General features: G+C 72.4%; 22 protein-coding genes. 15 read left to right on the top strand and 7 right to left on the bottom strand.

What is annotated here, in order from left to right; translation table 11 throughout:
* Positions 1-30: 30 nt before the first annotated feature.
* Entirely contained in the window at positions 31-333 is a 303-nt protein-coding gene (locus tag JL106_RS06645) for an excalibur calcium-binding domain-containing protein (RefSeq protein ID WP_328841589.1), read from the bottom strand.
* Positions 334-337: 4 nt separating this feature from the next.
* On the opposite strand from JL106_RS06645, the gene JL106_RS21965 reads away from it, so the two are divergent.
* Complete coding sequence (locus tag JL106_RS21965) at positions 338-688, top strand: hypothetical protein (RefSeq protein WP_328841591.1); 351 nt, start codon at positions 338-340, stop codon at positions 686-688.
* 37 nt (positions 689-725) lie between these two features.
* Here JL106_RS21965 and JL106_RS06650 read toward each other — a convergent pair whose 3' ends face one another.
* From JL106_RS06650 to JL106_RS06660, 3 genes are read right to left on the bottom strand one after another with little or no spacing between them, the layout of a single operon-like run.
* Positions 726-1,949, bottom strand: a complete 1,224-nt coding sequence (locus JL106_RS06650; protein WP_205259894.1) for a bifunctional RNase H/acid phosphatase — start codon at positions 1,947-1,949, stop codon at positions 726-728.
* Positions 1,946-2,674: a zinc ribbon domain-containing protein gene (locus JL106_RS06655; RefSeq protein WP_205259895.1), complete on the bottom strand. Its 729-nt coding sequence runs from the start codon at positions 2,672-2,674 to the stop codon at positions 1,946-1,948. The genes JL106_RS06650 and JL106_RS06655 overlap by 4 nt, the downstream gene beginning before the upstream one ends.
* A gap of 3 nt (positions 2,675-2,677) precedes the next feature.
* Positions 2,678-3,892, bottom strand: coding sequence for a Nif3-like dinuclear metal center hexameric protein (locus JL106_RS06660; RefSeq protein WP_205259896.1), 1,215 nt, complete (start codon positions 3,890-3,892; stop codon positions 2,678-2,680).
* Positions 3,893-3,933: 41 nt separating this feature from the next.
* On the opposite strand from JL106_RS06660, the gene JL106_RS06665 reads away from it, so the two are divergent.
* The 5 genes from JL106_RS06665 (at position 3,934) to JL106_RS06685 (ending at position 7,793) form a co-directional block, all read left to right on the top strand.
* A complete protein-coding gene (locus JL106_RS06665) occupies positions 3,934-4,497 on the top strand; it encodes a low molecular weight protein-tyrosine-phosphatase (RefSeq protein WP_205259897.1) in 564 nt (187 codons plus the stop codon).
* Positions 4,494-5,447: an SURF1 family cytochrome oxidase biogenesis protein gene (locus JL106_RS06670; RefSeq protein WP_205259898.1), complete on the top strand. Its 954-nt coding sequence runs from the start codon at positions 4,494-4,496 to the stop codon at positions 5,445-5,447. Before JL106_RS06665 ends, JL106_RS06670 begins: the two co-directional genes overlap by 4 nt.
* A gap of 15 nt (positions 5,448-5,462) precedes the next feature.
* Complete coding sequence (locus JL106_RS06675) at positions 5,463-6,536, top strand: glycoside hydrolase family 76 protein (RefSeq protein WP_205259899.1); 1,074 nt, start codon at positions 5,463-5,465, stop codon at positions 6,534-6,536.
* Positions 6,537-6,641: 105 nt separating this feature from the next.
* Positions 6,642-7,274, top strand: coding sequence for a peptide deformylase (locus tag JL106_RS06680; protein WP_407940113.1), 633 nt, complete (start codon positions 6,642-6,644; stop codon positions 7,272-7,274).
* A gap of 141 nt (positions 7,275-7,415) precedes the next feature.
* Positions 7,416-7,793, top strand: a complete 378-nt coding sequence (locus JL106_RS06685) for a hypothetical protein (protein ID WP_205259901.1) — start codon at positions 7,416-7,418, stop codon at positions 7,791-7,793.
* 56 nt (positions 7,794-7,849) lie between these two features.
* On the opposite strand, the gene JL106_RS06690 is transcribed toward JL106_RS06685, so the two are convergent.
* Positions 7,850-8,638, bottom strand: coding sequence for a helix-turn-helix domain-containing protein (locus JL106_RS06690; RefSeq protein ID WP_205259902.1), 789 nt, complete (start codon positions 8,636-8,638; stop codon positions 7,850-7,852).
* 115 nt (positions 8,639-8,753) lie between these two features.
* Between JL106_RS06690 and JL106_RS06695 the strand changes: the two genes are divergently transcribed.
* The 3 genes from JL106_RS06695 (at position 8,754) to JL106_RS06705 (ending at position 12,581) form a co-directional block, all read left to right on the top strand.
* Positions 8,754-9,116 carry a nuclear transport factor 2 family protein gene (locus JL106_RS06695; protein WP_236006914.1) on the top strand — a complete coding sequence of 121 codons (363 nt, stop codon included), beginning with the start codon at positions 8,754-8,756 and terminating at the stop codon, positions 9,114-9,116.
* Between the two features lie 225 nt (positions 9,117-9,341).
* Positions 9,342-11,114: an HNH endonuclease signature motif containing protein gene (locus JL106_RS06700; RefSeq protein ID WP_205259903.1), complete on the top strand. Its 1,773-nt coding sequence runs from the start codon at positions 9,342-9,344 to the stop codon at positions 11,112-11,114.
* Positions 11,115-11,270: 156 nt separating this feature from the next.
* A complete protein-coding gene (locus tag JL106_RS06705) occupies positions 11,271-12,581 on the top strand; it encodes an ISL3 family transposase (protein WP_205259904.1) in 1,311 nt (436 codons plus the stop codon).
* Positions 12,582-12,615: 34 nt separating this feature from the next.
* On the opposite strand, the gene JL106_RS06710 is transcribed toward JL106_RS06705, so the two are convergent.
* Positions 12,616-12,762, bottom strand: a complete 147-nt coding sequence (locus JL106_RS06710; protein ID WP_205259905.1) for a hypothetical protein — start codon at positions 12,760-12,762, stop codon at positions 12,616-12,618.
* A gap of 653 nt (positions 12,763-13,415) precedes the next feature.
* On the opposite strand from JL106_RS06710, the gene JL106_RS06715 reads away from it, so the two are divergent.
* The 6 genes from JL106_RS06715 to JL106_RS06740 all read left to right on the top strand — a co-directional run bounded on the left by JL106_RS06715 (position 13,416) and on the right by JL106_RS06740 (position 19,425).
* Entirely contained in the window at positions 13,416-14,102 is a 687-nt protein-coding gene (locus JL106_RS06715) for a hypothetical protein (protein ID WP_205259906.1), read from the top strand.
* Between the two features lie 767 nt (positions 14,103-14,869).
* Positions 14,870-15,490 (top strand): recombinase family protein, encoded by a 621-nt coding sequence (locus JL106_RS06720; protein WP_205259907.1) that lies wholly within the window; start codon positions 14,870-14,872, stop codon positions 15,488-15,490.
* 72 nt (positions 15,491-15,562) lie between these two features.
* Complete coding sequence (locus tag JL106_RS06725) at positions 15,563-15,865, top strand: hypothetical protein (RefSeq protein WP_205259908.1); 303 nt, start codon at positions 15,563-15,565, stop codon at positions 15,863-15,865.
* Between the two features lie 32 nt (positions 15,866-15,897).
* Positions 15,898-16,959: a lipoate--protein ligase family protein gene (locus JL106_RS06730; RefSeq protein ID WP_205259909.1), complete on the top strand. Its 1,062-nt coding sequence runs from the start codon at positions 15,898-15,900 to the stop codon at positions 16,957-16,959.
* A 58-nt stretch (positions 16,960-17,017) separates the two neighbouring features.
* Positions 17,018-19,213: a hypothetical protein gene (locus JL106_RS06735; RefSeq protein WP_205259910.1), complete on the top strand. Its 2,196-nt coding sequence runs from the start codon at positions 17,018-17,020 to the stop codon at positions 19,211-19,213.
* Between the two features lie 5 nt (positions 19,214-19,218).
* On the top strand, positions 19,219-19,425 hold the full coding sequence (locus JL106_RS06740; RefSeq protein WP_205259911.1) for a hypothetical protein: 207 nt from the start codon (positions 19,219-19,221) through the stop codon (positions 19,423-19,425).
* Positions 19,426-19,449: 24 nt separating this feature from the next.
* Here the strand turns inward: JL106_RS06740 and JL106_RS06745 are convergent, their stop codons facing one another.
* Positions 19,450-20,067, bottom strand: a complete 618-nt coding sequence (locus JL106_RS06745; protein WP_205259912.1) for a hypothetical protein — start codon at positions 20,065-20,067, stop codon at positions 19,450-19,452.
* Positions 20,068-20,191: the final 124 nt, after the last annotated feature.

Genomic DNA, 20,191 nt, shown 5'->3' on the forward strand with positions numbered 1-20,191 from the left:
CGATCCGGTCGCCGCCGCGAGGTGCCGGGATCAGGTCTCGCAGGCGACGCCGTCGCCGTCACGGTCCAGCTTGGACGAGTAGCCCGGATCACTCCGGTACAGCGGCGCCGCGCCTGCCGCCTTGACCGCGTCGCAGTTCTTGTAGGAGACGCTGGCCGAGGCCGCCGGCGCAGGGGGCGCGGCCGGAGCCTGCGACGTCCGGGCCGGCGCCACCGCCGCCGCGATCGGAGTGGGGTCGGGCTCGGCCACGACCTCCGGCACGTCGACCACTGGCTCCGGCACGTCGACGACCGCCGCCGCGACGGCTTCCACCGTGACCGTCTCGGTCGTCACTGCCGTGGTGGTGACCGGCGCTGCTGTCGCGGTCGTGGTCACCGTCGTGGTGGTCGTGGTGGGCACCGTCACCGAGGTCACCACCGAGGTGGGCGCCACCGACGCCGCCGTGTCAGTCGACTGGCCGCCGCAGGCGGCGAGCGTCGCTCCGAACACCATCGCCGCCACCGGCACGATCACCGCGCGCTGCGTCCACCACTTCGACCAGTTGCCCACCGTCGGACTCCCGTGCTTGCCACTGCTCGTCACTGATCACGATCCTCTGTTTCGCACAGAATGTCGGAGCGAAACGATACCGGGCAATCCGGGCGCCACGGTCACTCGATCGGAGCCGGCGCGGGCCAAGAGCGGGTGAATCACCTCGGTCGTTCCGACGGCTCGAGGGCGCCCGCTCAGCCCAACAGGTGGCCCGTCTCGTTCAACGCCCACACCAGCGTCGACCCGTCGGCCTCCACGCCGAAGCCCGACACCGACGCGGTGTCGACGCGGAAGCGGTACGCCATGGCGTCCGGCGCGTCGAGGGCCTGCACCAGCAGCATCTTGGTCACCGCCGCGTGGGTGACCAGCACCACGGTGCCGCCGCGGTACCGGCGCACGACCTCGTCCAGCACGGGCCGGACCCGCTGCCGGATCTGGACGAACGACTCGCCACCGGGCGGCGCCGCGGCCGGGTCTCGCCGCCAGCGGCTGAACTCCTTGGCCCAGCCGCGGCCGATCTCGGTCGGCGTGCACCCGGTCCAGTCACCGAGGGTGCCGTCCAACAGGCCGTCGTGCTCGACCACCGGCGCCCCGGTCCGGGTCGCGATGGCGGCGGCGGTGTCGCGGCAGCGTTGCAACGGTGACGTCAGCACCACGGTCGGTCGCAGCCGGTCCAGCCGGGCCGCCAGCTCGTCGGCCTGCCGGCGCCCCCGGTCGGTCAGCTCGACGTCGGTGCGGCCGGCGAACCGGCCCTGCGCGCCGAGCACCGTCTCCCCGTGCCGGACCACCACCACCTGCGTGGCCGCCTCAGGACCGGCGGCCGCCGCGGCCGGGTCCTGCGGCGTCGGCGCCCCGACCGCCTCCCGTGCGACCGCAGTGCCGAACAGCCCACCGTCGTCCTCGGTGTCCTCGTCCGACGCGGTGTCCCGGGCCGGCGGCTGCCAGGTCAGTCCCTCGGCCGCGGCGTCCATGGCCTCGTTGGCCAGCCGGTCGGCGTGACGGTTGCGGGCGCGCGGCACCCACTCGAACGTCACCCCGTCGAAGCCGCGGATCAGCTCGGCGGCCCGGCGGGCCAGCGGCTTCATGTCCGGGTGCTTGATCTGCCAGCGGCCGCTCATCTGCTCGACGACGAGCTTGGAGTCCATCCGCACCGCCACCAGGCGCGCGTCCAGTTCGGCGGCCGCCTCGAGACCCGCGATCAATCCGGAGTACTCGGCCACGTTGTTGGTGGCCCGGCCGATCGCGGCGGCCCGCTCGGCCAGCACGGTGCCGCGGGCAGCATCGGTCGCGGGGTCGGTGACGTTCCCGGCGAACACCACGGCGCCGTACCCGGCGGGGCCGGGATTGCCCCGCGACCCACCGTCGGCGAAGACGGTGACCTGCTTGGTCTGGGCACTGTCCCGCGAGCCGGCCGTCATGAGCGGATCAGGACGGCGCCGCACTCGTCACACCGGACGACCGCGTCGACCTTGGCGGCGTGCACGGCGGCCAGCGCGGTCCGGTCCAGATCGATGCGGCAGGCACCGCACCGCGAGCCGACCAGCTCGGCCGCGGCGATCTTGCCGGTGGCGTGGATCCGCTCGTACAGCCCGAGCACATCGGTCGGCACCCCGGAGGCGGCCTGGGCGCGCTCGGCGGTGAGCCGGCCGGTGTCCTGTTCCAGCTCGGCGAAGACGTCGTCGCGGCGCTGCTGCGCGGCGGTCAGCCGCCCCTGCGCCTCGTCCAGGGCGGCGGTGGCCTCGCTCAGCGCCTGTTCGGCGGTCTCCCGCCGCTCCATCAGCTCCAGCGTCTGGTCCTCGAGCACGCCCTGCCGCCGGTGCAGCGTCTCGATCTCGTGCTGCAGGTTGGTCAGGTCCTTGGCCGGACCGGATCCGCTGGCCAGGCGCTGCCCGTCCCGCTCGGCCCGGGCCCGTACCTGCTCGATCTCGGTGGTCAGCTTGCGCTCGGCCCGGTCCAGATCGGACACCTCGGCCTCGGCCAGCGCCTGGGCGCCGCGCAGCTGCGTCACCTGGTCGGTCCCCGACTCGATCAGCGCCAGTTCGGGCAGCGTGCGGCGGCGGTGGACCGCGCCGGCCAGGGCCTGGTCCAGCCGCGCCAGCTCGAGCAGCCGACGTTGCACGAACGGGTCACAGGTCAACGCCACGGATCACTCGCCTCCTGCAGCCGGACAGTCTGATGGACGGGCAGGGCTGGGGGCGTGCACCGTCCACGGATCGGTGCACCGGGTCGACACCGTGGCGACGACCGTACCGGGGAACGCAGCCTCCAGCAGCCGTGCCGCCCGGCCCAGCCACGGCCACTCCCCGGCCCAGTGCGCGACGTCCACGACGGCTGGGCGGGCCGGGTCGGCCACGTGCTCGGCCACCGGGTGGTGCCGCAGGTCGGAGGTCACGTACGCGTCGACGCCGGCGGCCGCGGCCCGGTCCAGCTCGGAGTCGCCCGCTCCGCCGCACACCGCCACGGTCCGGACCAGCCGATCCGGATCGCCGGCCGCGCGCACCCCGGCCACCGTGGCCGGCAGTCGGCCGGCAACGTGGGTCGCGAAGGCGCGCAACGACATCGGCTCGGGCAGGATGCCGATCCGGCCGAGTCCGGTCGGCTCCGGGCGGGTCGGATCGGCGGCCAGCTCGAGGACGTCGACGGCCGCCTCCTCGTACGGATGGGCGGCGCGCAGGGCGGTCAGCACGGCGGCCCGCGCGGCCAGCGGCGCGATCATCTCGACCCGGTCCTCGGCCACCTGCTCGAGCGCGCCGACCGAGCCGACGGCCGGGCGGGCCCCCTGGTTCGGGCGGAACTGGCCGGTGCCGGTGACGCTGAACGCGCACTCGGTGTAGCGGCCCACCCCACCCGCGCCGGCCGCGGCCATGGCCGCGATCACCGCGGCGGTGTGCCCGACGGGCACCGCGACGACGATCTTGTCCTGGGGGTCGCGGAGTCGGTGTGGTCGCAGCGGGCGCAGCTCGACCAGCCCGAGGGCTTCGGCCAGGGCGTCGTTCACCCCGCCGACGGCCGAGTCCGCGTTGGTGTGCGCGGCGACGTGGGCGACGCCCGCGCGGATGAGCCGGTGCAGCAGCGCGCCCTTCGCCGTGTCGGCGGCGACCGACTGGACCGGACGGAACAGCAACGGGTGGTGGGTGAGCAGCAGGTCGGCCCGGTCGTCGATCGCCTCGGCGACCGTGTCGGCGTCCGCGTCCACCGCCAGCAGCACCCGGCGGACCGGCGCGGCCGGGTCGCCGCAGGTCAGGCCGATGCCGGTGTCCCACGACTCGGCCAGCGACTCCGGGTACGCGCCCCGGACGACGGCCAGCACGGCGGCCAGATCGACCGTCGGCGCCCCTCGATCGATCCCCGTTCCCGACACGGTCGGTGAGTCTGCCACCCGGACCGGGCCACAATGGTCGGGTGACCCGTCCCGACTCCCCCGCGCGACGGCCCGCCGACGGGCCGCCCGGAGCCGACCCCCGCTTCCACGTCACGGTCATCTGCTCGGGCAACATCTGCCGCTCCCCGATCGCCGAGCACGTGCTGCGCTCCGCGGTGCAGCAGGCCGGCCTGGCCGACCAGGTGCGGGTGACCAGCGGCGGCACCGGTGACTGGCACGTCGGCCAGGCGGCCAACGCCCGCGCGGTCCGGGTGCTGGAGGCGCACGGCCTGCCCACCGACCACGTCGCCCGGCAGATCACTGTGGACGACCTGGACACGGCCGACCTGGTGCTGGCCGCCGACCGCGGCCACCTGCGGTCGCTGCGCCGGATGCTCGCCGCCGGGGATCCCGGCGCCGACAAGGTCCGCCTGCTCCGTTCCTTCGACCCGGAGGCCGACTCGGACGAGGTCCCGGACCCGTACTACGGCCCCGACTCCGGGTTCGACGAGGTGATGGCCATGACGCTGGCCGCGGCGCCCGGGGTGATCGACGAGATCCGCAGCCGGCTCGTCGGCGAGACGCCCGGGGGCGGCCGGCCATGACCGCACCCACCGATCAGACCGCCACGGCGAGTCCGGCGGCGCCCGGAGCGCCGGTCCGCCGCGGCCGTTGGGCGTTCCTGCGCAGCCCCGGCTGGTGGGCCATGATCATCGGCGTGCTGGTCTTCGCGACCGCCTGCTTCACCGTGCTCGCCCCCTGGCAGTTCGACCGGCACACCGCACGGTCCGCGCAGAACGCGGCCATCAATGCTGCCGTGGAGGCGCCGGTCGTTCCCGTCACCGACCTGCTCGCCGTCGGCACCGAGCCCGCGGGCTCGGCCATCTGGCGCCAGGTCACCGCGACCGGGCAGTTCGAGGGCGAGGGCGCGGTCATCCGGTTGCGGCAGGACTCCGGCGGCTCCCCCGTGTCGGAGTGGGTGGTGCCGTTCCGGCTGATCGACGGCCCGCAGGCGGGGACGGTGCTGCTGGTCGACCGCGGCACCGTGCCGCTGGGCGACCTGGACCAGGCGGCTCCGACCCCGGCCGGCGTCGTCACCGTCACCGGCCGGGTGCAGGCCGACCAGACCGATCCGCTGGACCGCCCCGTCGAGTGGCAGGACGGGCGGCTGCTGGCCCGCGCCATCGACTCCCGCACCCTGCCGGCCGATCTGGACGTGAGCGGGCCGGTGCTGGCCGGGTACGTGCAACTGCACGGCGACAGTCCGGGTGTGCTGACCCCGATCGGGTTGCCGCAGACCGACGGCGGCCCGTTCCTCTCGTACGCACTGCAGTGGCTCGCGTTCGGCGTCATCGCGCTCATCGGCATGATCGTCTTCATCGCCCGCGAGGCGTTCGACCCGCGGCCTGACGACGACCGTGACGATCGACCGGCGGCCGGACCCGACGGCCGGCAGCCGGCGGCCGCCCCGCCGACCGGCGAGGAGCGCGGCAGCCGGCCGTCCGGGTCCCGGCGTGCCCGGTTCGACCGTTCCCAGCTCTACGACACCGACTGAGCTCCAGGCCCTCCCGTGACCAGCACCTCGGCCAGCCCGGCGGGCCGGGCCGCCGCGGCCGAGCACGCGGTCGTCCGGCACCACGTGCGGCCGCTGTGGCACGCGCCCGGCACCGCGCTGGGCGCGATCGCCTGGCCGCCGACCCGGTCCGAGGCGTGGTTCGGCCACTGGCACTACTGGTGGCAGGCGCACCTGCTCGACTGCCTGGTGGACGCCCGCGCCCGCCAGCCCGATCCGCTGCGCCGGCGGCGGGTGTCCGCGGTGGCGCGCTCGGTGTTCCTGCGCAACGGACTGCGCTGGACGAACGCCTACTTCGACGACATGGCCTGGCTCGGGCTGGCCCTGGACCGCGCCGACCGGCTGGCGTTCCCGGGCCGGCGGCGGTACCGGCGGCCGGTGCTGCGGCTGACCGGGCAGCTGCTCGCCGCCTGGTCGGACGCCGAGGGCGGCGGGGTGCCGTGGCGGCGCGGCGACGAGTTCAAGAACACCCCGGCCAACGGCCCGGCCGCGATCCTGCTGGCCCGCACCGGCAACCTGTCGCGGGCCGCGGCGACCGCGGACTGGATCGACGAGCGGCTGCGCGATCCGGACACCGGACTGATCTGGGACGGGCTGCGGCCGGGCCTGGTGGAACGGATCGTCTACACCTACGGCCAAGGCGTGACGCTGGGCGCCGCGGTCGAACTGGCCGTGCGGCTGCCGTCCCGGCGGGCCGAGTTCACCGACCGCGCCGCCGCCCTCGTCGACGCGGTGGCCACCCACCTGACCCGGGACGGCGTGCTGCGGAACCCACCGGAACAGCTCGGTGGCGACCCCGGGCTGTTCCCCGGCATCCTGGCCCGCTACCTGGCGCTCACCGCCGGCGCGCTGCCCGGGTCCGACCCGGCCGCGGCCGAGGCCCGGGCGACCGCGGCCGACCTGGTGCGGCGATCGGCCGATGCGGCTTGGCGGGAGGCGGCCTGGGTGGACGGGCGACCACGGTTCGGTCCCGACTGGACGGCTCCCGGTCCCGGCTCGGGCCCCGCGGACCGGGACCTGGCCGTGCAGCTGTCGGCCTGGATGCTCCTCGAGGCGGCCGCCACCCTCTGAGGGCGCACGTGATCGGATCACTGATCGTCCGCTCGATAGGCTCCGGCGGTGTCCGCCCCCGACCCGCAGCCCGCCGCCCCGTCCGCCCCGTCGTCAGCCGACCCGATCGACGAGGTCGCCGGACCGTCCCCGGCCGACGTGGTGCGCCGCCTGCTCGACGGTCCCCGGCCGCTGCCGCTGGTCACCGCGGGGCACCCCGTGCTGCGGCACCCGGCCGCGCCGTACGACTTCGGCCTGCTGCCCGAGCTCTTCGCCGAGTTGATCGACGCGATGCGCGAGACGATGCACGCCGCACCGGGAGTCGGGCTGGCCGCACCGCAGATCGGACTGGGCCTGGCCGTCGCGGTACTGGAGGACTCGGCCCCGGTCCCGGACGAGGTCGCGGCGGCGCGCGACCGGCACCCGTTGCCGTTCCGGGTCATCGTCAACCCGACCTACGAGGCCGTCGGGAACGAGCGCGCCGCCTGGTACGAGGGCTGCCTGTCGGTGCCGGGCTACCAGGCCGTGGTGGACCGCGCCGCCCGGGTGCGGTTGCGGTGTCAGGACGAGACCGGCGCGATGGTCGACGAGGAGGTCGCCGGCTGGGCGGCCCGCATCGTCGCGCACGAGACCGATCACCTGAACGGCACGCTCTACCTGGACCGGGCGGTGCTGCGGTCGCTGGCCACCCACCAGGCCACCGCGGCGTGGTGGGGCGGTCCCGACCTGATCCCGGCCCGGGTCGCCCTCGGGTTCTGACCCGGGGCCGAGCGCGCGTCCCGGGGTGCGCTGTCCGCCACATCGGGGCGACCGACCCGTGATCAGCGGCCATGATGGATCACGACGGGTGCGCGCTCCCCAGCCTGGTGCGCGCGTCAGGTGGGCGGCACGAGGAGATCGATGGACCGGTTCGCGCCTCGGGAGCTGCGGCTGCTGCACGCCGGCCGGATGCTGGCCAAGTGGGGCTTGGTCGTCGGCGGCACCATCGGCGGCCTGACCGTGGTCGGGGTGGCCGGAGTCAGGGCGGTCGTGCCGCTGCTGCTGCTGGTCGTCCTGCCCCTGCTCGGCGCGGTCGTCGCCATGTTCGTGATCATCCACGGCCGGAACACCCTGCCCAGCCTGCGTGACCTGGCCATGGCCATGGCGGCGCTACTGACCAACGGGGTGCTGCTGCTGGACGCGGAGCTCTACCTGGCCTGCGTCACCGTCGTGTTGGCCGGGCTGATCACGGCGGTGTCCGTGCGCATCACCGTGCGGCGCCGCGGTCCCGCCTTCTGAGCGGGTCGATGGTCGGAGCCCGCGCTCCCTCGTCCCTCGCTCGCACGACTGCTCCGTCACCCGCGGTACTGCTGCCGGGTCCACTCGTCCGCGGGCAGGAAGGTCTCCAGGTGCAGCCCCTCCAACGCGGCGTCGGTCGCGGTGGTGAGCCGGGCGGTGGTGCTGAAGAAGCGGGCGGTGCCGGCCCCGATCGCCAGGTCGAGGGTGACGACGGGGCCGGACGTGCTCGGGTGGTGCCCGCCGGCGGGCAACGCTGCGGCAATCTCCGCGGCCAGCCCGTCCAGGAACGCGTCGTGCGTGCGGTCCGCGCGGTGCCGCACCTGGTCGTGCAGATGGGCGGCCCACTGGGCCAGGTTGCGGATGCGCGGGGCCAGTCCCTCGGCATCAAGGCACAGCCGGACCACGTTGACCGGTGGCTCCAGCAGCCGCGGCGCACAGCCGACGAGCAGGGCGTCGACGGCCGCGTTCGCATCGACCACGTCCCAGCGGTCGTCCAGCAGCAACGCCGGATGGGGCAGGTGGGCGTCCAGCAGCCGTCGCACCCCGTCCAGCACCACGGCGAGGTCGGCGTCGTCGAGCGAACGATCGGGATGACGCGGCGCGAACCCGGCCGCGAGCAGCAGCCGGTCACGCTCGCGGATCGGCACGTCCAAGTGGTCGGACAGCCGCAGCAGCATCTCCGGCGTCGGGTGCGCCCGGCCGGTCTCCAACCGGCTCAGGTGCCGGGTCGAGACCGATGATCGGTTGGACAGTTCCTGCTGGCTGAACCGGCGGCGCTCCCGCCACAACCGCAGCAGCGCACCGACTCCGGGCGCCTCCGGGGCGGTGCTGGTGACGGCGCTCATGCCGGCAGCGTAGGGGCCCGTCGGCGCGCGGCCATGACCTGCGAGGTCATGGCCGACCGGACCGACCGCAGCCAGGCTCGGCCCGTCAACCGGACCTCTCCCGAAGGGACACGCCATGCCAGACACCATCGTCGAGGCGGCCGACGCCTACCTCGCCACCTTCAACGCCGCGGGACCGCAGCGGACGGAGCTGCTGACCCGGCACTGGTCGCCGTCCGCGACGTACACCGATCCGCTGGCCGAGGTGGCCGGCCACGACGGCATCGCCGCACTGATCGACGGCGTGCAGGCCCAGTTCCCGGGCGCGGTGTTCAGCCGGCTCGGCGAGCCGGACGCCCACCACCGGCAGCTGCGGTTCCGGTGGGGGCTCGGGCCGGACGGCGCCGAGCCGGTCGTCGTCGGGTTCGACGTGCTGGTGCTGGACGAGGACGGGCGGATCCGCGACGTGCTCGGGTTCCTGGACCGGGTGCCGGGTTGAGTGAGTCCGGGTGGTGGCCTGTCGTGGGGTCCGTGACCGCTGGCCCCGCGTCCCCACGGCGGGCCTCGACCCGCACGCTCAGCCTCGACAGCCCACCGTGCCCGTCGCGCCCGACTGTCGCTGTCGCCGGGCACGATGCATCCACCGGCCCGGGCTTCGCTCCGACGGCCGCACACGACCGAGATTCACCCGGATGTCCTGCTGGACACAGGCTATGATTCGTACATGTCTCCACTCGCCGACACCGACGACGCCGCTCCTCCGGCGCCATCCGTCGAGCTGCTGGCGAGCGTGATGGCGACCGTCCCGCGCCGACTCAGTGGCGCGAAACTGGTCGCCGCCGTCCGCGACTGCGAGCGGCTCACCTCGTGGCTCGCCGGTCATCGGACCCGACTGCTCGCCGATCTCGCCCGCCCCGGCCGCGCGGGCGAGATGACCGGGCTGGTGCAGCAGGTGGCCGACGAGTTGACCGCCGGCGGCCGCACCGACCTCGACCCCGAGGTGCTGGGCGGGATGGTGGCGGATCACGCCGCCGACCTGGCCGCGGCCGAGATCGGCGCCGCTCTGCACCTGTCGCCGCTCACGGCCCGGCCGCGGGTCGACCGTACGGTCGAACTGGTCACCGAGCTCCCGCAGACCCTGGCCGCACTGGAGCTGGGTCAGATCGACCGGGCGCGGGCCGGTGTCATCGCCGACGCCACGGCCGGGCTCACCCCCGAGCAACGCGCGTCGGTCGAGGACGCCGTCCTGCCCAAGGCCACTACCCGGACGCCCGGCCGGTTGCGGCCGATCGTCGACCGGGCGGCCATCGCAGTCGACCCCGAGTGCGCCGAGCGGCGGGCCCGGAAGGCGCGCACCGGTCGGGAGGTGGCCGTCACGGCCGCGTCGGACGGCATGGCGTTCCTCCGGGCGCACCTGCCCGCCGAGGCCGCCGCCACGGTGATGACGCTCCTCGATCTGCTGGCGCACCGGCCCGATCCGCTCGGCGCTCCCCTGCCCGGCGACCCGCAGCCGCCCGGTAGCGCCGCGCTGCCCGACCGGCGGACCATCGGCGCCCGACGCGCCGACGCTCTCACCGATCTCTGCGACGCCCTGCTGACCCGCGGGCACGTCGACCTCCGGCGTCCGGACGGCCACGATCCTGACGCTGACCGGGCCACCCGGAGTTGGCAGGGGCGCCGGCCGCACCTGGTCGTCACCATGGGTCTGTCCACCCTGGCCGGGCTCGACAGCCTGCCGGGCGAACTCACCGGTCACGGCGTCATCACGGCCGAGGTGGCGCGGTCGCTGGCTGAGTCGGCCGGATCGCTGACCGTCGTCCCCGTCGATCCGCCGACCGGCACCGCCGTCGGGGTCGGTGACCGCAGCGTCATCCGCTACCGACCCGGGCAGCAGGTGCGCGATCGAGTGCTCACCGCCCAGGACACCTGCCGCTTCCCGGGCTGCCGCCAGTCGAGCCGACGCTGCGACCTGGACCACGTCCTCGAGTTCGACCACTCATCTCCGGCCGAGGGCGGACCCACGGACGAGACGAACCTCATCCCGCTGTGCCGTCGTCACCATCGCCTCAAGACGTTCACCCTGTGGCGTCCCCTCCCGGCCGATCTGGACGGCGCAGCGGCGCACCGTCGGCCACCGTCCGAACGCCTGCCGCTCGGCGTCATCGTCTGGAGCACCCCGACCGGCGGCCGGCACACCGTGCCCGCCCGCGAGTTCACCCTGCCCGGGGAACTGACCGACCCGAGCCTCGGTCGCCGCACCTGGTCGACCTTGACCGCCGACGGTGCCGATGGTGCCGATGGTGGCGACGGTGGCCTCGACGACCTGGTCGGTCTCGTGCCGGCCGAGCCGATCGGACCCGACGGGCCGGTGACGGACGAGCAGCCTCGGGTCGTCCTCGACCCGGCACCGGCCGTGGGCACCTCGCTGCTCGACCAGCTGGCCGGACCCGGCACCGGCACCCCGCCACCGGAACAGCTCGATGACTGCCCGTTCTGATCGCCGCTCCGGGTCCAGCCGGAGCACTGCGAGGGCAGCTGTAACCGGCTCTTCGCAGATGAGGGTGTAGGGGTGGGCGGCGTGGCGGTGTCGGGGTGAGGGTCGAGGTCCTCCGAGGATGAAGGTTCCTACACCGCTTTCCTGGAAGACCTCGACGTGGTTGACGCTACCTTTGCTGCCCCTGATGTGACGACGTTCGCCCGGCTGGATGGCCTGGGCCTGCAGGTCATCGGCCAGTTCCTGGAACCGGACGCGGCCGTGCTGGCGTGCCGGGTGAGCGCCCCGGACGATCGGTGTCGGGGTTGTGGTGGGCAGGGCCGGCCGCGGGACACGGTGCTGCGGCGGTTGGCGCACGAACCGCTGGGGTGGCGACCCACGGTGCTGCTGGTCACGATCCGCCGGTACCGATGCCAAGCCTGCCGCCTGGTGTGGCGGCAGGACACCACCCTGGCGGCCGAGCCGCGGGCGGTGCTGTCCCGTGGCGGCCTGCGGTGGGCGTTGCAGGGCCTGGTCGTGGGCCACTTGAGCATCGCGAGAATCGCCGAAGGGTTGAATGTCTCGTGGAACACCGCCAACGCGGCAGTGCCGACCGAGGGTCGGCGGGTGCTGATCGGTGACCCGACCCGCTTCGACGGGGTGCGGGTGATCGGGGTCGACGAGCACGTCTGGCGGCACGGCCGCCGCGGCGACCGGTTCGTCACGGTCATCATCGATCTGACCCCGGTCCGCGACGGGACCGGACCGGCGCGGCTGCTGGACATGATCGAAGGCCGCTCCACCAGCGCGTTCACCACCTGGCTCACCCGACGGGACCAGGCATGGCGCGACGGCGTCGAGGTGGTCGCGATGGACGGATTCACCGGCTTCAAGACCGCCACCACGGCGCAGCTCCCGGACGCGACCGCGGTGATGGACCCGTTCCACGTCGTCCGCTTGGCCGGTGAAGCACTCGAGCGATGCCGGCAACGCGTGCAACAGGACACCCTGGGCCACCGCGGCCGGACCGGCGACCCCCTGTACGCCGCACGCCGGACCCTGCACACCGGCGCCGACCTGCTCACCGACCGGCAACGCGCCCGGATCCAGGCAGTGTTCGCCGTCGACGAGCACGTCGAGGTCAAAGCGACCTGGGGGATCTACCAGCGCGTCGTGGCCGCCTATCGGCACCCGAACAAGCTCACCGGCAAGACCCGTCTGCGCGCCGTGATCCACACCGTGAGCAGCGGCGTCCCACCCGAGCTGACCGAGATCCGACGCCTGGGACGAACCCTGGCCCGCCGCGCCGCGGACGTCCTGGCCTACTTCGACCGGCCCGGCACCAGCAACGGACCCACCGAAGCCATCAACGGCCGACCGGAACACCTCCGCGGCACCGCCCTCGGATTCCGCAACCTGACCAACTACATCGCCCGCAGCCTCCTGGAGACCGGCGGGTTCAGACCCGGACTACACCTTCGATTGCGATGAGCCCTGTAACCGCTAACACAGATTACGGAGCGTTTTAGTCCGGACCGAATTCGTTGACGACTCCCTGGCTAAACCGATCGCCGCCTTGAGCAACGTTGACTGATCGCGCGATGATGTTAGTGTAGACGATTTGCGCAACAACGGTCACCGGCGGCTTTTCTGTGTCGTTGAAGATGGCCACCCCCGGGCAACCTTTTTCAAGGGCGAGGGCAAAGTTGAGCAAGCGAGTCCGGACTTGATCGACAAAATTCATACTTGATTCACCGTGACCACTCACTGGGCGTCGAGATGAGCTGCTTCCCAAAGTCTTATGTTGCCGGTCGGCGTCATCGTATTCACAGTCGCGACGAAGTTAGCGGGCCAGGATTGATCACCAGGTCTCGTGGTTCGCCAACTGCGAGACCTTCAGTTGTGCGATCGGCTGCGGAAATATGCTGCCCCGCTGGCCCGAAGCGATCGACTTCTTCGCATGCATCCCGGCTGACGTCGACCAACCGACGCCTATGCGGCAGTGCTTCGACCAGGAATCGAACATTCGGGTTCTAGGCCGAAACGATTGTAGGCCAGCTTGGCCGCGATTGTAGTAATCGATCGGGCGTCTCGCGTCGAGCGTCGAGTATCACCGCGACGGCGTTGCCGCTCGGGCCGCGAACTGCTTGTACACCGCGGGCAAGCGGTCGAACGCCGCAAGGCGCAGTGCCTGGCGTCAACAACCGTGACCTGGTAGTCATACGACGCGTCGATGGTGGGGCGCCACCGGCCGACCCCACAGATCAGGAGAACACACCCTGCAGCCGAGCGGGTTGGGGTGTACATCGACTAGCCTCGGCAGTCATGACAAGCGAGGGGAATCTTAGGTACCGCGGGCCCAGGCGTGAGGGTATAGGTCTCATCGACCGGGTCGTCTTAGATCTTAGTGATTTAAAGTTTATCGAAGACGAACTGCGCTCAATCGGCGCGCTCGAAGTCACCAGTGATGAATACTCTGGCCGGGCAAAGTCTGTCGAGGATTTTGTCGTCGAAGGCGTCAAGAGCCTTGATTCGGTACGCTTTAGCGCCACGCCGCATCAGAAGTTTCATTCCCTGAGTGTGTCGGTGAATCGATTGTATGCCTCGGTGTACAGTTCGATGGAGGACGACCGGGCTGTTGAGGGCGTAAGGAGGGTATTGGAGGACTTCCTGCGCACGAGGGTGCGGAGATTCTACCGATTCGCCTCTGGCGTCGGGACTGCGCTCGGACTACTTGGCTTTGCGCTGTTTACGGTGGCGGGCACTCTTGTGCGGGAGGGTGATCAGCGGCCGTCGGGTGCAACGTATTGGCTACTAGGAGTCGGCGCGGTCGCCATCCTCTTGGGTGGCGGGGCGGTCCTCTATGCTAGCACGGCGAAAGGGGCAATTTGGCTCGTGCGGCGGGAGGACCGACCGGGGTGGATCCGTCGCAACAGAGACGTCCTGACGGTTCAAGTGGTAAGCAATGTCATTGCCCTAGCCGTTGGCGTCTTCGTTGGGTCGCTATTCTAGTCGGCGACGCTCAGAACCGTCCGCGGTGGAACCTGAGTGGTCGGCAGGGGCGGCGGCGTAGCCGGCGCCACCCCCTACCTTCTCGGCATGAGGGCCTCTCGCCCGGTCCCTCTGTTGCTTACCGCATGGCTGCGGGAGCGTGATCAACGCGATCTCGTCGACTCGGGGTTCATTGGCAATCTTCGTGATCGCCAATGGCCTGGCCGGACCCGACGGGCCACCGATTCCCGTGCTCGAGGCCTGGTCTCAAACTGTTCGGTCGGAACGATTGATGCGAGCCCGGTCCGTCGTTCGACTGCTCCCACAGCTACGCCGTGCTCTGGCTTCGCCGACGACGCCATCTACGTGATACTCGGACTCCACGAGTCACTGTCGTTGGACGAGAACTCGACCGCGCTCGAGCAAGAGCATCAACGGGCTCGTGAGCGCTACATCGAGATGACGCCGCAATATGCCGGCGTGGTCGGAGCGGTCCGCGCGGCGGGCGAGTATCCGCGGCCTGAGTGAAGGGCTGCGGGTCTGGCGTCGAGGAATCACCGTCACCGCCCCCCCCCTCGCGGGCGTGATCGCGACGCTGCGCGACTGAGGGTGCGTTAGTACCTAACGAGCCGACCACGTCGATGACTGGCTGATGTCCGCAACTCGTATCAGAAACAGCCCCGTCTGGTGCTGGCGAGGTCGTCTACAACACTCGGCCACTCTAGGAGTTGTCCCAGGCAACGTTGTAACGATACACGTGTCCGGAGCTTCGTCGTGGTAACGGGGGTTTGCGAAACGTTCGCGCGGAGACGATCGGCTACGGACGCGTTCAACCCGGCACCAGCATCCCCAGTCGCAGCAGGACGCACTGGAGGCGGGCCGACTGTGAGCAGGTGTTCATCGACCTGGCGAGCGGCAAGCTGGCACACCGGCCCGAACTGGATGCCGCCCTTCGATCCGCACGGACGGGGGACCAGCTCGTCGTGACCAAGCTTGACCGCCTCGGCCGATCCCTCGAGCACCTGATCGAGCTGGCCAACGTCCTGCAGCGGGAGCGGATCGCGCTCGTGGTGCTCGATCAGGGCATCGACACCTCGACCGCGGTCGGCCGGATGTCCTTCCAGATCCTGGAAGCGATCGCCGAGTTCGAGCACTCCCTGATGGGTGAGCGCACCCGCGACGGCCTGGCCGCGGCTCGGGCCCGCGGCCGCACGGGTGGTCGGAAGGCCAAGCTCGGGGCGCGGCAGGTCCGGCTCGCCCGCGAGATGTACGACCAGGTCGACTACCAGGGCCGCAACCGATACACCGTCGCCGAGATCGCCGCCGAGATCGCCGCCGAGTTCGGCGTCAACCGGCCCACGATCTACCGGTACCTTGACGTCGACACACCTGTTCCGGCTGGTCGATGACCACACCCGACAACGTCCCCTCGTCGGTGTTGGAGCCATCGCAGGGGAGCGCCTCAACCCAGACCTGAGCGGTTGGTCTGGTTCGCGATCATCCACCTCGGTGACACGGCTCTATTGGTGCTGCCGACGGGCTTCCTCTGGTACGGGGCACCGGCCATCGGGGCTCGCGCGGGCTGGTCGGTCGAGGACCCGACCGCCAACGACGGCGAGGAGTACACCGGCGTGCCGTTGGGGTTGGTCGGGTGGGCGATAGTGATGGCGATGACGGCCGGCCTCGTTGCCTGGCTCTTCTCCCAGAACGGCCCGCTGGAATGCCGTTCCGGCGCCCTGTGTTGGCACCCGTCGGAGCCCACGACGCTCCAGGGGTACGGCTGACCGGGACCGCCGGAGAAGAACGGGAGCACGAGATGCGCGGGTCGTACAAGGTGCCGGGCGGCAAGCTGGTCGTCGCCGACGTCGAGGTGACGGACGGGCGGCTCCAGCGGGTGAGCATCTCCGGCGACTTCTTCCTCGAGCCGGACGAGGCGCTGGTCCGGATCGACCAGGCCCTCACCGGCCTGACCGAGGTCAGTGACGTCGCCACGCTGACCGCGGCGATCCAGCTGGCCCTGGCTCCGGACGTGGCCGGCCCGGTCGAGATGGTCGGCTTCGGACCGGAGTCGGTGGCCATCGCCGTGCGGCGTGCGCTCGGCCGCGCCACCAGCTGGCAGGACCACGACTTCCAGCTCATCCGCACCGGCCCGCAGCACCCGGCCATGCAGATGGCCCTGGACGAGGTCATCGCCCGGCAGGTCGGCGACGGCCTCCGGCCGCCCAACCTGCGGATCTGGGAGTGGGCCTCCAACGCGGTGATCATCGGCTCGTTCCAGTCGCTGTCCAACGAGGTGGACCTGGTCGCCGCGGCCCGGCACGACGTGACCGTGGTCCGGCGCATCTCCGGCGGCGGCGCCATGTTCGTCGAGCCGGGCAACACCATCACCTACTCCCTCGTGGTGCCGGGGTCGCTGGTGGAGGGGCTGTCCTTCGCCGCGTCCTACGCCTTCCTGGACGACTGGGTGCTCGGTGCGCTGGCCGAGCTCGGCATCCAGGCCCGGTACGTGCCGCTCAACGACATCGCCTCACCGACGGGCAAGATCGCCGGCGCGGCCCAGAAGCGGCTGGCCAACGGAGCGGTGCTGCACCACGTGACCATGTCGTACGACATCGACGCCGACAAGATGCTCGACGTGCTCCGGATCGGTCGGGAGAAGCTGTCCGACAAGGGCATCACGAGCGCCAACAAGCGGGTGGACCCGTTGCGCTCGCAGACCGGGATGAGCCGGGAGACGATCATCGCGGCGTTCATCGAGTACTTCCGCGGGCGGTACGGCCTCACCGAGGTGGACGTCGACGATGCGACGCTGACCACGGCCCGGGCCCTGGCGGACAGCAAGTTCGAGACGGAGGCGTGGACCGCGCGGGTGCCGTGATCGGGGTTCACAGCCTTCGCTCACAGCGTCGTCACATGGAGTCAGCCACCGTGACGCAGTGTCGAACATTGGGCCCGTCGCTCGGGCACCCCGCCGTCTCGCGCTCGTCGCTCCCCGGCTGCGCCGTGCGCTGACCCGCTCGGCCGCGGCGCTGGCCGTGACCGCGACCGTGTCTGCGTCCGTGGCGATCGGGCTGAGCGCACCGGCCGCCGCCGCCCCCGATGCGCTGGCCCGGGCCGCGGCCGCGCCCTCCTGCACGGTGCAGCAGAGCGGCGCCGCCGAACCGCGGAAGTCCTCCGGCCGGGACGCCGTCCGCACCACCATCGGCGTGGCCAAGACCATGGGCGTGCCCCGGCACGGCCAGATCGTGGCCGTCATGGTCATGTTCCAGGAGTCGTCCATCCGGAACCTGGCCAACGACGGCACCAGCACGCAGAACACGTCGTGGTCCGCGCCCGGGCGCGACTACTGGCTGGCGGTGACCAAGCTGTCGCTGAAGTACCCGCACGACCTGTTCGGGCTGCGCGACGGGGCCAAGGACACCGACTCGATCGGCCTCTACCAGCAACGGCCGTCCTCCGGCTGGGGCAACTACGGGCAGAGCACCGGCATCACCGACCCCGAGGGCGTGGTGCAGCGACTGCTCGACCCGCGGTGGGAGGCCATGGCCTTCTTCGGCGGCGACCGCAGCGCAGCCCCGACCTCCGGCCTGCTCGACGTCCGCGGCTGGCAGGACATGGCACCCACCTACGCGGCGAACGCGGTGCAGCGCAGCAACTATCCCGAGTACTACGCCAAGTGGGAGGCGCAGGCCACCGCCTACGTCGACCAGAACCAGGACGCCCCGGCCATCGACCTGCCGTGGACGCCGGGCGGCGGCGCCAACGCCCTGGGGTGCACCAGCGTGCCGTCCGACCCCGGCCTCGGCGAGGCCGGCCGCAACCCCTCCGGCTCGCTGGACGGCATCCGCGTCGACGGTGGTCGGCTGACGCTGTCCGGGTGGGCGTTCGACCCGGACGCCGCCAACGGCACGGTCGAGATCCACGTCTACGACGCCGGTCCGGACGGCACCCGCGGCACCTCGGGCGGTCTGGCCAACCGCGAACGGCTCGACGTGAACCGCGCCTTCAACATCGGTGGACGGTTCGGCTTCCAGATGGACACCACCTGGACCGGCGCCGGCCGACACACCGTCTGCGCGTACGCGATCAACATCGGCCGTGGCACCACCAACCCGCTGCTGGGCTGCCGCACCCTCGACCTGGTCCCGGTCGGCGCGCTGGACGGGGTGGCCGCCACCGCCGGTGGACGCATCGACGTCTCCGGCTGGGCGGCGGACCCGGCAGCGAACGGTGGCCGCACCGAGGTCCACGTCTACGTCACCGGCCCGGCCGGCACCCGCGGCACCAGCGGCGTCTTCACCGGCCACGCCCGTCCGGACGTGCGGGCGGTGGTCCCGTTCGCGAACGCCGACCAGGGCTTCGCCACCACGGTCAGCGCCGCCGGCCTGGGTGACAACACGGTCTGTGCCTTCGCGATCAACGCCCGGTCCGGGTCGGTCAACCCGCTGCTCGGTTGCCGGACGGTCACAGTCCGCCCGGACGCGCCGGTCGGCGTGGTCGACGGCGTCCGGGTGTCCGGCAGCACCGCCCAGGTCGACGGCTGGGCCTACGACCCGAACGCCTCCGGGTCGGTCATCCCGGTGCACATCTACGTCCAGTCGGCCACCCGGACCGTCGGATACGGCTTCCTGGCCGATCGATCCCGGCCGGACGTGAACCGGGCGCTCGCGATCTCGGGCAACCATGGCATCACCGCCCAGGTCCAGCTCGACCCCGGTGACAACACGGTCTGCGCGTTCGCCATCGGCTTCGCGCCGGACAACAACACGCTGGTGGCCTGCCGGACCGTGCGGTCGGCGGCCCAGGCCCGGCTGCTGATGGTCGAACCGGAGCAGGACGCGGCCGCCGAGCCGACGCCGGACGCACCGCAGCCGTCGACCGTGACCACCACCAGCCCGACCCCGGCCGCGGCGACGGGCACCCCGGCGCCGACCACGCCGAGCCCGGCCCCAGTCAGCAACACCCCGGTCACCAGCAGCCCGAGCACCAGCACGCTGACCACCGGCACCTCGACCACCGGCACCTCGACCACCAAGGCGGCATCGAGCGCCGCGACCACGACCGGCAGCGCCCCGGTCAGCGGTCCGGCGGCCGCCACCACCGGGTCCACGCCGACCACCCGCACGTGGTGACCCGGGTGACGGTCACCGAACGGGAGTGCATGGCCGACGCCTGGGGCGAGATCCCGGACGTCCTCGGCGGACGCTGGGCGGCATCGAGGGGGCGACCCGTCCGCTCCCCGATCCCCCGGCGCCGGGGCGGTCTGGCCCACGTGCTGGTCGAGCCGCCGCCCACCGACCTGCTGGGCGCGGTCGGACCAGCCGTCTGCTGCGGCGCGGGCTGACCACCCCGGCGGTCTCCGGCTCGGTCAGCGCGGCTGGATGGCGCGCCCGGCCGGCCGGACCGGTGGGTCCACCCGACCGGTGAAGACCACGACGGCCGCACCGATCATCACCAGGCCGGCGGCCAGCGTCAGCCAGGGGCCCACCGCGGCACCGGCCTCGCCCGGGTCGAACACGCCGGCGTCGCCCGGCGCGATCCCACGCCATCCGCCCCAGCCGGCCCCCATCACGCCGCAGAGCACCAGCAGCGCCGCGGGGATGCGCAACGGTCGGGCGGTGCCGCCGGTGCCCGGCGGCCGCACCCGGGCGACCGCCAGCCCCAGCGCGGCGAGGATCCCGATGGCGCCGAACAGCACGCCGATCATCCCCGGCCGGTACGAGCCGGCCCCGGCCAACGCGTCGTTGAGGTTGGAGCCGGCCAGCTGACTGTCGCCGCTGATGCCACCCCAGCCGGACAGCACGGCGCGGCCGCCGTCCACGGTCGGCGCGGAGATCCACGGCAGGAACGACGCGATCACCGTGGCCAGCGCGCCCACCGCGGCGACGCCGGCGACGGCCCGGCGGCGGGCCGTCCAGGCGGCGATCGACGCACGCGACGGTGCCGCGGCAGCGGACTTGGCGGACCTGACCAACGGAACCAGCACCCCCGGGACGGTCGACGCGACGAGTGCCGGGAGAGGAACCCGGCCGGCGCGGCCGACCCTACCGACGGCCGGTGGGCACGAGCTGTGCCCGCGCGCCGGCGACCCTGGGCCCGGTGGGACGCCG

It is taken from the genome of Nakamurella leprariae (genome assembly GCF_016918035.1).
Classification (GTDB): Bacteria; Actinomycetota; Actinomycetes; order Mycobacteriales; family Nakamurellaceae; genus Nakamurella; species Nakamurella leprariae.

Coding starts and splice junctions, on each gene's coding strand:
- JL106_RS06670 (WP_205259898.1), top strand. CDS start 4,494: ATGACCGCACCCACCGATCAGACCGCCACGGCGAGTCCGGCGGCGCCC.
- JL106_RS06695 (WP_236006914.1), top strand. CDS start 8,754: ATGCCAGACACCATCGTCGAGGCGGCCGACGCCTACCTCGCCACCTTC.
- JL106_RS06650 (WP_205259894.1), bottom strand. CDS start 1,949: ATGACGGCCGGCTCGCGGGACAGTGCCCAGACCAAGCAGGTCACCGTC.
- JL106_RS06700 (WP_205259903.1), top strand. CDS start 9,342: ATGTCTCCACTCGCCGACACCGACGACGCCGCTCCTCCGGCGCCATCC.
- JL106_RS06730 (WP_205259909.1), top strand. CDS start 15,898: ATGCGCGGGTCGTACAAGGTGCCGGGCGGCAAGCTGGTCGTCGCCGAC.
- JL106_RS06690 (WP_205259902.1), bottom strand. CDS start 8,638: ATGAGCGCCGTCACCAGCACCGCCCCGGAGGCGCCCGGAGTCGGTGCG.
- JL106_RS06715 (WP_205259906.1), top strand. CDS start 13,416: ATGACAAGCGAGGGGAATCTTAGGTACCGCGGGCCCAGGCGTGAGGGT.
- JL106_RS06685 (WP_205259901.1), top strand. CDS start 7,416: ATGGACCGGTTCGCGCCTCGGGAGCTGCGGCTGCTGCACGCCGGCCGG.